Source organism: Lentimicrobium sp. L6 (genome assembly GCF_013166655.1).
In the GTDB taxonomy this organism is placed as follows: domain Bacteria; phylum Bacteroidota; class Bacteroidia; order Bacteroidales; family UBA12170; genus UBA12170.
Genome location: NZ_JABKCA010000021.1, coordinates 13,346 through 28,037 on the forward strand (window position 1 = coordinate 13,346; position 14,692 = coordinate 28,037).

The 14,692-nt window shown below is 33.4% G+C and carries 9 protein-coding genes; 2 read left to right on the plus strand and 7 right to left on the minus strand.

Annotated elements, in window-relative coordinates:
• Nucleotides 1–14 precede the first annotated feature (14 nt).
• The 7 genes from HNS38_RS07150 to HNS38_RS07180 all read right to left on the minus strand — a co-directional run bounded on the left by HNS38_RS07150 (nt 15) and on the right by HNS38_RS07180 (nt 9,353).
• The gene (locus HNS38_RS07150; protein WP_172278620.1) at nt 15–470 is read right to left on the minus strand and encodes a 3-oxoacyl-ACP synthase; all 456 of its coding nucleotides are present in this window, start codon (nt 468–470) and stop codon (nt 15–17) included.
• A gap of 28 nt (nt 471–498) precedes the next feature.
• Nucleotides 499–1,659, minus strand: coding sequence for a response regulator (locus tag HNS38_RS07155; RefSeq protein WP_172278618.1), 1,161 nt, complete (start codon nt 1,657–1,659; stop codon nt 499–501).
• Nucleotides 1,660–1,661: 2 nt separating this feature from the next.
• Nucleotides 1,662–5,714: a hybrid sensor histidine kinase/response regulator gene (locus HNS38_RS07160; RefSeq protein ID WP_172278616.1), complete on the minus strand. Its 4,053-nt coding sequence runs from the start codon at nt 5,712–5,714 to the stop codon at nt 1,662–1,664.
• Nucleotides 5,715–5,831: 117 nt separating this feature from the next.
• Nucleotides 5,832–7,175, minus strand: a complete 1,344-nt coding sequence (locus tag HNS38_RS07165; protein WP_172278614.1) for a sigma-54 dependent transcriptional regulator — start codon at nt 7,173–7,175, stop codon at nt 5,832–5,834.
• Nucleotides 7,176–7,366: 191 nt separating this feature from the next.
• The gene (locus tag HNS38_RS07170) at nt 7,367–8,548 is read right to left on the minus strand and encodes a PLP-dependent aspartate aminotransferase family protein (protein ID WP_172278612.1); all 1,182 of its coding nucleotides are present in this window, start codon (nt 8,546–8,548) and stop codon (nt 7,367–7,369) included.
• Nucleotides 8,549–8,694: 146 nt separating this feature from the next.
• Entirely contained in the window at nt 8,695–9,033 is a 339-nt protein-coding gene (locus tag HNS38_RS07175) for a NifB/NifX family molybdenum-iron cluster-binding protein (protein WP_172278610.1), read from the minus strand.
• Complete coding sequence (locus tag HNS38_RS07180; RefSeq protein WP_172278608.1) at nt 9,030–9,353, minus strand: hypothetical protein; 324 nt, start codon at nt 9,351–9,353, stop codon at nt 9,030–9,032. Before HNS38_RS07180 ends, HNS38_RS07175 begins: the two co-directional genes overlap by 4 nt.
• A 167-nt stretch (nt 9,354–9,520) precedes the next feature.
• Between HNS38_RS07180 and HNS38_RS07185 the strand changes: the two genes are divergently transcribed.
• Together HNS38_RS07185 and HNS38_RS07190 are read left to right on the plus strand one after the other, a co-directional pair.
• Complete coding sequence (locus HNS38_RS07185; protein WP_172278606.1) at nt 9,521–11,101, plus strand: FGGY-family carbohydrate kinase; 1,581 nt, start codon at nt 9,521–9,523, stop codon at nt 11,099–11,101.
• Between the two features lie 250 nt (nt 11,102–11,351).
• Nucleotides 11,352–14,579, plus strand: coding sequence for a S41 family peptidase (locus HNS38_RS07190; protein ID WP_172346201.1), 3,228 nt, complete (start codon nt 11,352–11,354; stop codon nt 14,577–14,579).
• The last annotated feature ends 113 nt before the right edge of the window (nt 14,580–14,692 follow it).

Here is a 14,692-nt window from a genome sequence, read left to right on the forward strand (position 1 = left end):
GCCTAAATTAAAGTCTATAGAATATTTTCAATACATATTTCGCGACCTTGAAAAACCAGTTTATCTCCTACCCTTTTCTGTCTTATGACTTGTCCAATTGGGGATGCTAAAGAAATAGCATAATAATCCTTGCTATCAACGGTTACTTTCCCTAATCCAAACGAAGCGAAATAATTTTCTTTATTGGTGATTATTAGGCTCCCAAACTCTACTTGCTTATAATGCTTTTCCAAATTGATAAGCTCTAGGTCTTGTAGCAGCTTGGCACTCCTACTCAAAGCTCTTTCCATCTTTTCCAACTCCATTTGAGCCATGGCCCTGCCTGTTTCAAATTTATCCCCAGCACTGCTTTTGGTATCGCTATTTCTTGATTCTCGTATGGAAGCTATTTCTAGAGAAGATGAATCAACCTTTTTCTGTAAATCGTTCTTCAGAGCTTTTAACACTTGTGATTTTATAGTTTCAGTCATAGATAATTAATACTATTACAAAATACTTTTAGCCAATTTCACTCTTTGGGATACTGATGGAAACATAAGCTCCTCCGTCTTTACTATTCTCCGCTTTTATATTTCCACCATGGGCCTGTAATATTAAGCGAGCGGCAGCTAAATTCAAACCTTTTCCTTCTACATATTCTTCTGAGTCGGCATGGAATACTTCGAAGATATTTTCTAAAATATGCGATGGAAAACCAACACCATCATCGGAAATTTGAATCTGAATATCTTGATCTGATTTATTAATGTCTATATGAATTTCTACGGATTCTTGATTAAACTTAATGCTATTGTGGATGATATCATTAATTACTTTTCTAATGAGTTTTTCATCTGCATCAATAAAAAAGCCCTTCTCATTGTCCTCATAATGAATATTGACTTTACTTTCATTGCTTAATTTTAGTATCCGCTCTTCTTTTACTTCTTGTAATACATCTGAAAGATCAATAATATACTTACTCAGCTGATAAGTATCTATATTTAATTCTGTTATCAAAGTTGAAAGTTCAGAAAAAGTCAAAAGTCTTTCAGCCGATTCTGATATCATTTCTATAATATCTTCACTATCATCATCTTTCAACATATCCCTGAGGATTTCTACGCTTCCGAATATCCCATTTAATGGAGTTCTAATTTCATGACTTATAATACCTAAGAAACTGCTTTTAGCAGAATCGAGCTGTTTTATTTTATCATTGGCTTTTTTGAGTTCTAATGTGCGATCCCTTACCTTTTGCTCTAGCTTGGAGTTTAGTCCTTCCAATGTTTCTCGATTTCTTTTTAGCTCCAAATGAGTTCTCACTCTAGCTAAGAGTTCTTTTGCATTAAATGGCTTAGTTACATAGTCTTTAGCTCCGGCATCAAACCCTTTAACAATACTGTCGAAATCGTTTTTTGCAGTTATAAAGATGATCGGAATTTGGGCTGTTTGGGGATTATTTAAAATGTGTTTACAGGTTTCGTAACCATCCATTCCGGGCATCATTATATCTAATAAGATTAAATCGAAATCATTTTCAAGAGTTAAGTCAATTGCTTCTTGTCCGCTACGAGCATAGGCAATTTGATAATTTTCGCTCAGTAAATTATTACCCAAAACCATAATATTTTTTGGAACATCATCTACTATAAGTACTTTGTACTGACCAGTTTCCATAATTAATCGTTTAAATAACTATTCAATTCTCCAACCATATCGACAAACTCATTCAAAGTTTTTTCCATTTTTTCTGTATCGAAACTCTCCGCATGCAAACTTAGTTTTTTACCATACAGAGTGATGGAATTAATACCATATGATACCCCTATTTCTTCAACTTCTTTACTAAAATCTAATACTGTGTTTATAAATCTATTTGATTTTGTAAATTCCCATTTACCCTTTAGCAGCTGCAACTCTTCCAAGGCAGCTTTTAAATCGATTATTCTAATATTTTCGTAACTGGCATAAGACTCTTCTTCTACACTTGGTATCACAGACACTTTTGTATCAGCACTAACAGAAACATATTTAGATATCACATCTGCCATCTCATTCATTTGTACAGGCTTTAAAAGCACATCATCGAAACCTGCCGCCTTAAAGTTACTAGCACTTGCAAAAGAAACACTTGCCGTAAAAGCTACCAAAGGTATTTCAGCAGTTGGGAAATAATCTCTTAGAGCTTTAGCTGTTTCTGGCCCGGTCATCACAGGCATACGGATATCTAAGAAAATGATATCAGGAAGATTCTCTTTTGCACTTTCGAAAGCTTCTTGTCCATTTCCTGCCTCAAAAATAGTAGCATTGGTTTCAATTAAGTATTCTTTTATAAGATCTCTGTTGGCCCAACTATCATCCACTACCAAAATGGAAATTCCATTTAGGTCCAATTCATTCAAAACGAAGTTTTCTTCTGTCTCAAAAACCTCTGGGTTTTCGGTAGATAGAGGTACATCGTTCAGGTATAGTGTAAAGGTAGAACCCACTCCGACTTCACTATTTAGGGCTATTTTCCCTCCCATTAATTCCATTAACCTCTTACTAATGGTAAGGCCCAAACCCGTTCCACCATATTTATTAAACTCCTGACCCTCTTGTTGTTGAAATGCACTAAATATTTTGTTTTGTTGTTCCTTAGGAATCCCTACACCAGTATCTTGTATTTCAATTTTTAAATTTATATTATTGGTAGATACAGGTGCGGCAATCTGATAGACAGAAATACTAATTCTTCCTTTATCAGTAAACTTAATTGCATTACCCACAATATTCACAAATATCTGTCGCAATCTGGTATCACTTAACTCTAAAGCCCTTGGAATTTTAGGATCTATATAAGTTTCAAATAAAAGATCCTTTTCATCACACTTAAGAGTAAATACCTGTTTAATATCTGCTATAAGATTCTGGATATTTACAGTCCTATATTCAATATCAAATTTTCCAGCTTCAATTTTTGATAAATCTAATATGTCATTTATCAAAACCAAAAGACTTCTACCACTGCTTCTGATGCTATCTAAATAATACTTTTGCTTTTCCTCTTTAACAAGAGAAGAAAGTAAATCAGTAAATCCTATAATGGAATTCATTGGAGTTCGGATTTCGTGACTCATATTAGCAAGGAACTCACTTTTGGTATGGTTAGCTTTATCAGCGTGCTCCTCTGCATTTTTTCTTTCATCCACTTCTTTTTGGAGTCTCAAATTAGATTCTTTTAATTGTTGAGTTTTAATCTCTACTTTTTGGGCTAAAATTTTGGTGTTTTGATTCACCAAATACAATCTAAAATAGACAAGAATAATGATGACAAAAGAAAAAAGAATTCCTAAAATGACCCAAAACCAAACTCTTTTGTAAAACTCTGTGATAATACTAATATGGAAATGAATAGGGTTTGGGTTCCAGATCCCATCCTTGTTTGTAGAAGTAACTTCGAATAAATAATCACCTGGAGATAAATTAGAATAACTTACATAATTCACATTCCTATTGACAATCCAATCCTCATCAACCCCAGATAGCTTATATTTGTATATGATTTGTTCGGGAAAATCTAAATCAAGAGCCACAAATCCAAAGCCTATAAAATTCTGATGAGCTTCTAATACCAACATTGTATCATTGGAAATTAAAAAAGAATATATACTATCATTATTATAGATGGAATGGTTAAATACATTAATGTCAGTGAAATCTATTTTAGGGAAATTTTTGCTTAAATTTATTTTTTGGGGATAAAAACTGATGATTCCATTTTGCGTACCAAAGAATAGTGCTTCAGAAGTATTTTTCACAACTGAATTTGAATTAAACATAACCAAAGGTAAACCTTGCTCATGAGTATAAAGTTTCATTTTCTTTGCATCAATGTTCAATTCAGATATTCCTTTAGTGGAAGTTATCCATAAACTTTCACTGTTGTATTCGATCATTGAGTAAACAGATGTTAAGCTTTCTTGTTTATTTGTCTTAAGCTTTCTAAATTGTTTTGAATTTCTATCAAAATAGCAGAGACCACCATCTAATGTTCCTACCCACATTACACCGGTATTATCTTCCAACAAACAACTGATTTTGTTTCCTACTAATTGATGTTTGGAATTTGGGAAATACTCCATTCTTTGCTTCTTTTTTAAAGATGTAGAATAAAGAATCAACCCATTATTTTCAGTACCAAACCAAATATTTTTCCTATAATCCTCTAGAACAACTGATATGGGACTATTGGAATTAATAGTATCAATCAAACCCCCTTTATCAATTAGAAATGCGCCATTATCATCATAAATCCAAAAACTATTATCCTGATTATAATATACACCTCTGATGTCTTTAATTTGAGATCTTATTTTCTTAGGGAGGGTCAATCTTGAAATTTCATTATCTTTCTCAGTGTTTATTTGTAATATTTTTTTTTGATCCCCAATGAGTATTATGTTCTCGTTAGAAGACAGAAACAATGCTCTCTTTTCCCATTTATTAAACTTATTATTAATGGTTGAACTAAGTTTTGATAGATATTTTCCATTGGATTTAAAAACCATTACACCTTGTTCGGCAGTTATAGTCCATAATCTATTTTCTTTTGTAATTATTAAATCTTTAATAGAGAACTCGAACAAATCTTTTTTATCAGGTTGAAAATCTGAATTATTAAATCTCTCCTCTCTATTAATGAGTATACTTATTCCACCTCCCTTAGTGGCAATCCAAATATTCCCAGATTTGGAATGTGTAAAATCATTAATTTGGTGCCAATTACTGAAAGTACTTACCAATGGGTAACTATTCAAATCATTTACTAATTCATTACTTATATCTATTTTATAGACATCATTTAGGCTCGAAAACCATAAATGATTTTTCTCATCTAAATAAAGATTATCCACATTCGCTGGCAAATTATCAGATCCAACAGAATGAGATATCACCTCATCAGAAATAACATTATAGCGAAACAAACCATGTTCTCTGGTACCAAACCAAACATAACCAGCTAAATCAATAATTACACTTTTGGTACAATAGGAAAGTTTATCAGAAACTAATTTAGGTGTTTGGTTTTCTTCAAAAGCATAATTCCAAAGAGAAGAAGTTGAGATAAGGCCAGCTCGGGTGGCTAGCCAAAACAGCTCTGAATCATCCTCGCAAATATCAAATACACAATTAGAAGGAAGCCAAGAGCAATTAGCTTTATTAAAAATCTTTTGTTCTCCAGTTTTGGTATCAAAAATTAAAACTCCTATATTTTTCTGACCCAACCACAGCCTTTTTTTAGAATCCAAATAAATGAATGTATATGCTACTCGTCTTTGAGAATTTATAAATTGAGGATTTAATTCGAACAACTCAAAATCACCACTTTCCATGTTAAAGCAATACAGTTGTCCCTTAGAGCCTGTAAACCAAATTTTTTGACTATCAACTATCAATTTCTGAACGCTAGCATCTTCTATGGTATCATTAGGGAAATAGGTTTTAAAAGTTTTTCCATTATACTTTATTAATCCTTCTGAACTAGCAATCCAAGCATAGCCTGCTTGGTCAAACTCTATATCATATACATAATCTGAAGGTAAACCATTGATAGAAGTAATTTGTTTGGAAATGGAATAATTATTCTGAGAGAAGGCAAAAGAAACAAACAACAACAAGAAAAACAAAGAGAGATTCCTCAATATTATCCGTGCAATTTGGGCTTTTTCGATAAGGAAAGAATAGCTCATTTTGACAATGCATTTGATTTTAAGGGTATTCTAAAGAATATGAACCTAACAAAGATAGTATTTTATTCTATTGAAATGAAAATACAGAATTGGAAAAACAAGCGAGGAAATAATGTATTAAGAATATTGTTCTTCTTCTTCTTTTATCATATTGTAGATACTTGATTTACCAATATCCAATTTTTTGGCGACCAGTCTAACCTTATTATCATATTTCTTGAGGAAATACTTAATGATTTTTTGATGGTATTCTTTCATAGATAATTCTTCGGAGAATATGTCTTCCACAGAACCTAAAGAACTGAAATTAATATCTGATGCTTCTATCATATCTTCATTGGACATCACAACAGCTAATTCACTTATCGATTTCAATTCTCTTACATTGCCAGGGAAGTGATAACTTTTTAGTTTTTCTTGAGCAGAGAGCCCTAATTTTTTATCCGTCATGCCATTATTAGCGCAAAATTCGCCAATAAAATGTTTGGCTAATAAAAGTACATCACCTTCCCTAGCTCTCAATGGTGGGATTTGAATGGGTAATCCAAGTAACCTATAGTATAAATCTTCTCTAAACTCCCCTTTTCTAACTAAATCGGATAAATTTTTATGGGTAGCTACTATAAGACGAACATTCAATCGAATAGTAGTATTCCCACCTATTCTTGTTAACTCGTTTTCTTGTAAAACCCTTAAAATCTTACTCTGCATTCCCCAATCCATGTCACCTATTTCATCTAAAAATAGAGTTCCATTATTGGCCTCCTCAAATTTACCATATTTACGACTATTGGCACCCGTAAAAGCCCCTTTCTCGTAACCGAATAACTCACTTTCAATTAGTTCGTTTGGAATAGCAGACACATTCACGGCAATAAAACCTTCTTTGCTTCTTGAAGAATTATAATGAATAGCTTTGGCAACCAATTCTTTTCCAGTTCCAGTTTCTCCAGAAATACTCACATTAATATTGGTTTTGGTTGCTTTTTCAATAAGGTTATAAATGCTTTTGATGGGTTTGCTATTTCCTCTAATTAGTTTATTATAGGCGTATTTATTCTCAACTTCTGCTTCTAGTAATTCAATCTTTTTCTCGTAGCCACTTAACCTACTTATCTTCTCCATCGACATCCAAAGTCGATCTTTTAAATCCGTGTCTTTTACGTAGTAATCAAATGCACCATCGCGCATTAAGTTAACAGCAACCTTTATATCGCTCTGAGACGACATGATAATGATAAATGTTTTGGGATTGAACTTATGAAAGGCTTTCATAATTTCATTTCCATTCATTCCAGGCAAGTGATAATCTAAAATAATAAGCTCTGGATTCTTATATTTATTAGCTAAAGCTTCTTTACCATTGGTATAGTGCTCTACTTCATTATCTGGATTTAGCCCAAGGTAGTATTTGATACTTTTGGCAAATACTAAATCATCTTCTACTACAAATATTTTCAATGGTCTGACTTTTGGTTATAAACAAATATAACAATCATTTTGGGAAAATCAAAGCCTTATTTCCAATATTTGGAATTATTTTCCATAAAAATAAAAATCATGGTTAAACTAGGCATAAAAAAACTGTCTAAAAAAGCTAAATATGCATTTAGTTTATTAGACAGTCCTTTCAAATATTTTTTAAAAGATATTTAAATAGCAGCTAAAGCTTGATCTAAATCTTTAATAATATCTTCTACATCTTCAATACCAATAGCTAAACGAATTAATCCTTTAGTAATTCCTCCAGCCAATTGTTTTTCGTCACTTAGTTTACTATGTGTCATGCTTGCAGGATGTTGAATAAGAGTTTCTACTCCGCCTAAAGAAACAGCTAAAAGAGCTAATTTCACACTATCCATAACTACTTTACCTGCTTTTACACCACCTTTAACTTCGAAGGAAATCATAGAGCCAGGACCGCTCATTTGGCTTTTTCCTAAATGGTATTGCGGGTGAGACTTAAGCCCAGGATATTTTACCCATTCTACTTTAGGATGGGCTTCTAAATATTCTGCAACTTTTTGTGCACTTTCTTGAGCACGATCTATTCTAATTCCTAAAGTCTTTAAACCACGACGAGTTAACCAAGCTTGATGTGGATCCATATTACAACCAATATTCACCATTACACCTCTAAGGTTTTTATAATCCTCCTCAGTTTTTGTAATAACCATACCAGCAACGATATCAGCGTGCCCATTGATAAACTTTGTCATGGAATGAAGTACGATATCAGCACCTAAATCTAAAGGTTTTTGTAAATAAGGAGAACAAAAAGTATTATCAACAACCAATTTGATGTTAAACTCCTTTGCAATTTCTGCCATTGCTTTCAAATCAGTAATGCCAATAGTTGGATTAGCTGGCGTTTCAACATATAAAACCTTAGTATTTTCTTGGATGGCATCTCTAACGCTTTGTACATTTGTTGCATCTACATAAGTTGATTCAACCTTGAATTTAGGATAAAGAGTTTCCATGATTCCTCTGGAAGGTCCATAAACAGCATTATGACTAACTATATGATCACCAGATCCTAAAAGGCCTAAATAAACCACATTAACGGCAGCCATCCCTGATGAAGTAGCAATACCATCGAAACCATTTTCTAAGTCTGCAACAGCCTTTTCTAACTCTCTAGTATTAGGGTTAGCAATACGAGTATATATATAACCTGGATCTTCTCCAGAAAAACAAGCAGCTCCATGATTTGCATCTTTAAAAGCAAATGTGGAAGTTTGATAAATTGGGCTTACGGCACTCATCTTTTCATCATGAATAGCACCACTATGGATCAATTTTGAATTGAAACCTGCATTTTTAGTATCCATTATTTTCTATTTTTTTATGGTTGCAAAAGTAAAAATTAAAATGAAACAAATATCTTGATTTCCAATGGATTCAATCTAAATAGATGATAAATATGAAAGCTAAATTTCGAATCATCAGATTTTTACTTTTTAATTTATGTCTTTTATTAATGAGAACAATGATTCCCACCAGAACTTAAAGTATTATTAATCAAATCATTGACCAATTCAGCTGGTGCCTTTGGAGATACACCAACAAATACATTAATATTGTGTTGTAGAAATATTTGAATGGCTTGCTGTCCCATTCCTCCTGTGATTACATCTGTTGCTCCAACTTCTTTTAACCATCGTGGCAATACGCCTGGTTCATGTGCTGGAGGCGTTAACTTTTGTTCGGCAATTATTTTTCCATCTTCTACTTCTATCAATGCAAATATTTTTGCATGACCAAAATGAGTGCTCATATTTCCATTTTCCACTGGAATCGCAACTTTTTTATTCATCGTATTTTATTTTTATTAATATTTGATATCACATTTTCAGCTGAATCATAATCAATACTACTCGAATATCTGATGAGCAAATCATTGAGATATGACTTGGCTTTTGGCCCTAAATCCCTTGCAAATACAATCTCAACAAGATGGTCTTTTAAATATTTAGAGAAGCATATTGCTTTCATTAGTTGAGGCTCACATATAGGAAGAGGTATTATTTGTTTTATTTTCTTATCTGAGTCATAGATAAGAAACACCGATGCATCTGATAAACAATCTCCTACAGTCATCTTTAATTGATTCTCAATCACTATTGCAATTATCATAATTCAATTTTATTTTGCAAATATAATGAACATATTCTCATTATAAACAATTTCTTTTTAATTATTGAAATAAATTCCTTTAATTTGATTGCATAAATTTGATAACCATATTTTTCAATTTTATCATTTTTCACAGGGGGGGAAAGACTAATTCGGAACATCTAATCATGAATAATAATTATAAAAAAGAAACATTTGTAATAGCCATTGATGCTGGTACACAATCTATTCGTGCAGCACTAATAAATTTAAAGGGTGAGGTTTGTAAAATTGAAAAAACAGAAATTGAACCATATACCTCTTCTGAACCGGGATTTGCCGAACAAGATGCTGACTATTTATGGAATAAACTTTGTGAAACCACACAAGGTTTAATGAAAAATATTTCAATTCCTATAAAAAATATTAAAGGAATCTCCATTACTACACAAAGAGGTAGCGTAGTAAATTTGGATAGGGATGGGAAACCATTACGTCCTGCAATTATCTGGCTAGATCAAAGAAAGGCCAAACTTGATAGATTCCCAACAGGAATGATAAAAAAAGGATTATTGATGATTAATCTATATGGTTCTATTACGCATGCTATTAAAGATGGGGAATCGAATTGGCTCAAACAAAATCAGCCAGAGATATGGAATAAAACATATAAATATCTTTTCTTATCAGGCTATTTTAATTATAAATTAACTGGCAAATATATTGACTCTATAGGGAGTACAGTAGGTTATATGCCATTTAATTATAAAAAACAACAATGGTGTAAGCCTGGAGAGTTTAATTCCAAAATGTTTCCCATTTCTTCGTCTAAACTTGCTGAATTAGTTAAACCTTCGGAGTTGCTAGGCCATATTAGTAAACAAGCTATGAAGGAGACAGGCCTTCCAGAAGGTCTTCCTGTCATTGCAGCCGCCGCGGATAAAGCCTGCGAAGTTTTAGGCAGTGGATGCATGACCCCTGATATTGCCTGTTTAAGTTTTGGCACTACAGCAACAGTCGAAACTGTCCACCCTAAGTATAGAGAAGTCATTCGCTTTTTCCCCTCCTATCCTTCTGCCATCCCTAACCATTTCAATACTGAATTTATGATTTACAGAGGTTATTGGATGATTAACTGGTTTAAGAATGAATTTGGATATAGAGAGATTGAGAAATCAAAAGAAACAGGAATACCAGCTGAAAGGCAATTCGACGAAATGATAAAAGACATACCACCTGGTTCCATGGGATTAACCTTACAACCTTATTGGTCACCAGGCATAAGAATCCCAGGCGTAGAAGCTAAAGGAGCCATTATTGGTTTTGGAGATGTGCATACCCGTGCGCATATTTATAAGGCCATACTTGAAGGACTCACTTACAGCCTCAAACAAGGAGCAAGAAGAACCGAGAAAAAAACAGGAGTAAAGATTAAGAAACTTAGAGTATCGGGAGGAGGTTCTCAAAGTGAAATCGCTATGCAAATGACAGCAGATATTTTTGGTCTCACAGTGGAAAAGCCACATACTTTTGAAACCTCAGCTTTAGGCGCTGCTATCAATTGTGCAGTTGGTTTGGGATTATATCCCACCTTTGAATCAGCTATTGAACAAATGTGCCATATAGAAAAAACATTTGAGCCCAATCCTGCAAATGTAGAAATCTACCGTAGATTATATAAAAAGGTATATCGAAAACTATATCGTAGACTAAAACCATTATATAATCACATCAGACATATCATAGATTACCCAAAAATAGAAAAATAGTCATTTTTTTGTGTCCGATATTGTACAGTTCTGCACTACAGCGAACAGATATTATTTCGTGTTTTTATTCTGTTTTTTCTATATATTTGATTGCTTGTAATTTATAAATAGTGGCACACTTTATGAAAAGAGATAATTGGTTTTACAAAAATTATCTCATATTAGAATGCTTACAGGCCTTTAGTGATTAAAGGCCTGTAATTTTTAAACTAATTTGTAACCATCGTTATTTTCAAAAAAAATAAAATCAATGAAAAAATTCTTAGCATTTTTCCTAAGTATTCTGTTTGTAAGCAGCTTTGCTCAGGAAAGTAAAATGATGAGATTTCCTACTATGCATGGAAATCAAGTAGTATTCACCTATGCTGGTGATTTATACACGGTAGCCAAAACAGGCGGAATTGCTCGTAAAATGACCAATGATGAAGGCTTCGAAATGTTCGCCAAATTTTCTCCTGATGGAAAAAGCATCGCTTTCACTGGACAAATGGATGGAAATACAGAAGTTTACACAATGGCTGCTCAAGGTGGCCAACCAGAAAGACTCACTTATACAGCCACTCTAGGTCGTGATGATGTGAGTGATCGCATGGGTCCTAATAATATAGTAATGACTTGGAAAGACAATGAAAACATTGTTTTCAGAAGTAGAAAACAGACTTTCAATTCTTTTAAAGGAAGTCTTTTTATGGTCAATATCGATGGAGAACTCGACGAACAACTTCCTTTCTCCTATGGAGGATTCTGTTCGTATTCACCTGACACAAAAAAAATAGCTTATAATAGAGTTTTTCGTGAATTTAGAACTTGGAAATACTACCAAGGGGGTATGGCTGATGATGTCTGGATCTATGATTTTACTTCTGAAGAAACGATCAATATCACAGATAATGTACATCAAGATATCTTCCCTATGTGGCATGAAGATAAAGTATACTATATTTCCGATAGAGATAGAGTCATGAACTTGTTTGAGTATGATATAAATACCAAACAAACTAAGAAAGTCACTAAATTTGATCGATATGATATTAAATTTCCAAGTTTAGGTGATAACGGGATCATCTTTGAAAATGGTGGAGAATTGCATTATTATGATTTTGCAAGCTCGACTACTGAGAAAGTTGAAGTTACTATTCTAAACGATTTTCCAGAAACTAGAGCACAATTAAAAGATGCTTCTAAAAGCATCAGTTCGTGGGCAGTATCTCCTGATGGGAATAGAGTGGTTTTTGGCGCAAGAGGTGATGTTTTCACCCTTCCTGCTAAAAGTGGAATCACACGTAACTTAACTGAAACATCTGGTGTTCATGAAAGAAATGTAGAATGGTCACCAAAAGGGAAATACATTAGCTATATCTCTGATGTTTCTGGTGAGGATGAAATCTATATTGTTAATCAAAACGGACAAGAAGAAGCCATCCAACTAACAAAAGACTCTGACACTTATAAATTCAATCCTATTTGGTCTCCTGATGGAAAATATCTTTTATGGGGTGATAAGAAACTTCGTTTGCAAATGATAAATGTAGAAACTAAAACGGTATCTATTGTAGCGCAAGCGGAATCATGGGAAATGAGAGATTATGCTTGGTCACCTGATAGCAAATGGATCACCTATACCCTTCCACAGAGTGGAACAGTTAGTAAAGTAATGGTCTATAATATTGATGATAAATCAACAAATGCAATTACCAACGATTGGTATGATGCAAATTCTCCATCTTTTAGCAGTGATGGGAAATACCTCTTCTTTGTTTCAGGAAGAGATTTTAATCCTATCTATAGCAGAACAGAATGGAACCATGCCTACCAAGAAATGGATAAAATATACTTTGTTAGTTTAGAAAAATCAACTCCTTCCCCATTTGCACCTGAAAATGATGAGGTAAAAATTGAGGAGACTGATAAAAAAGAAGCTGACAAAAAAGAGGAAGAATCTGAATTAAGTGTAAGAATTGACTTCGATGGTATTTATGATCGTACGATCGCCATGCCTGTGGACGTAGCTAATTATTGGAATGTTTCGGCCATTGATGACAATGTATATTTTGCAAAATGGAGTCGTGGTGCTAAAGGTGTCGAACTTCATAAATACAATTTGAAGAGCCAAAGCGACGATGTGATTGGTAGTTCTGGAAGTTATGTGATAACAGCAGACCATAAAAAAATGTTTATTTCCGATCAAGGCAAATACGCCGTTATCCCTTTACCACAATCGAAAATAAATGTTAAGGATTGGATCTCAACCAAAAACATGAAAGTCATGGTGGAACCAAAAGACGAATGGAATCAAATCTACAATGATGCATGGAGACAAATGAGAGATTTCTTTTATGATGAAAAAATGCATGGTGTAGATTGGAAAAACATTCAAAGCAAATATTCAAGCCTAGTTCCTTATGTAAACAACCGCTACGATCTCACCTATATAATGGGTGAAATGATTGGTGAACTCAGTGTCGGACATGCCTATATCAATGGTGGTGATGTGATTAAACCTGAAAGAGTAAAAATGGGTCTTTTAGGTGCTCAGCTTACTCAAGATAAGAATGGTTATTATAAAATTGAAAGAATCCTCCGTGGACAAAATTGGAACAAATCGGTTCGATCGCCATTAAGCGATGTGGGAGTAAATATTAGCGAAGGAGATTATATCCTTGCTGTAGATGGAAAATCAGTGAAAGAAGTGAAGAATATCTTCGAATTATTAGTGAATAAAGCAGATATCGAAGTCATTTTAACGGTAAATAGCAAATCTAGCACTGAGGGAGGTCATGATGAAATCATTATCCCTATTAAAGATGAAGCCAGTTTATACTATTACGATTGGGTTCAATCTAATATTGACAAGGTAAATAAAGCTACTAATGGCCAAGTTGGATATATTCATATTCCAGATATGGGACCAGAAGGTTTAAATGAATTTGTTAAGCATTTTTATCCACAATTAAATAAGAAAGCTTTAATTATTGATGATAGAGGAAATGGTGGTGGAAACGTTTCTCCAATGATTATCGAAAGGTTAAATAGAGAATTAACCATGTATGGAATGGCTCGAAATACTGGTATCACAACTAAACCAGCTCAAATTCTAAATGGTCCAAAAGTTCTACTTCTCGACAACTATTCCGCATCTGATGGAGATTTATTCCCATATCAATTCAAGAAATTAGGAATTGGAACCACCATTGGTGTTCGTTCTTGGGGTGGTGTTGTTGGAATTAGAGGAAGCTTACCATTTATTGATGGTGCTGACTTAAGAAAGCCTGAGTTTGCACCTTTTGATGTAGAAGGTGAAAAATGGGTAATTGAAGGATATGGAGTTGATCCTGACATTGAAATTAGAAACGATCCAGCTAAAGAATTCAAGGGTATAGACCAACAATTAGACAAGGCGATAGAAGTTATTCTTGAGCAGATGAAAGCTTATCCTGAAACACCTCAAATACCAACCAAACCAAACAAGAGTAAATAAATCAAGTAAAATAGAGTATCAATTTTATCTCTAATCAAAAACAAAAGTAGCCGAAGTGTATTTTTACATTTCGGCTTTTTTTATTTAATATGTACGGTGCTTATAACCAAATA

Bases quoted from the DNA above. Each gene is read 5' to 3' on its own strand.
- HNS38_RS07190 (WP_172346201.1), top strand. From the start codon at position 11,352: ATGAAAAAATTCTTAGCATTTTTCCTAAGTATTCTGTTTGTAAGCAGC.
- HNS38_RS07175 (WP_172278610.1), bottom strand. From the start codon at position 9,033: ATGAATAAAAAAGTTGCGATTCCAGTGGAAAATGGAAATATGAGCACT.
- HNS38_RS07185 (WP_172278606.1), top strand. From the start codon at position 9,521: ATGAATAATAATTATAAAAAAGAAACATTTGTAATAGCCATTGATGCT.
- HNS38_RS07155 (WP_172278618.1), bottom strand. From the start codon at position 1,659: ATGGAAACTGGTCAGTACAAAGTACTTATAGTAGATGATGTTCCAAAA.
- HNS38_RS07180 (WP_172278608.1), bottom strand. From the start codon at position 9,353: ATGATAATTGCAATAGTGATTGAGAATCAATTAAAGATGACTGTAGGA.
- HNS38_RS07170 (WP_172278612.1), bottom strand. From the start codon at position 8,548: ATGGATACTAAAAATGCAGGTTTCAATTCAAAATTGATCCATAGTGGT.
- HNS38_RS07160 (WP_172278616.1), bottom strand. From the start codon at position 5,714: ATGAGCTATTCTTTCCTTATCGAAAAAGCCCAAATTGCACGGATAATA.
- HNS38_RS07150 (WP_172278620.1), bottom strand. From the start codon at position 470: ATGACTGAAACTATAAAATCACAAGTGTTAAAAGCTCTGAAGAACGAT.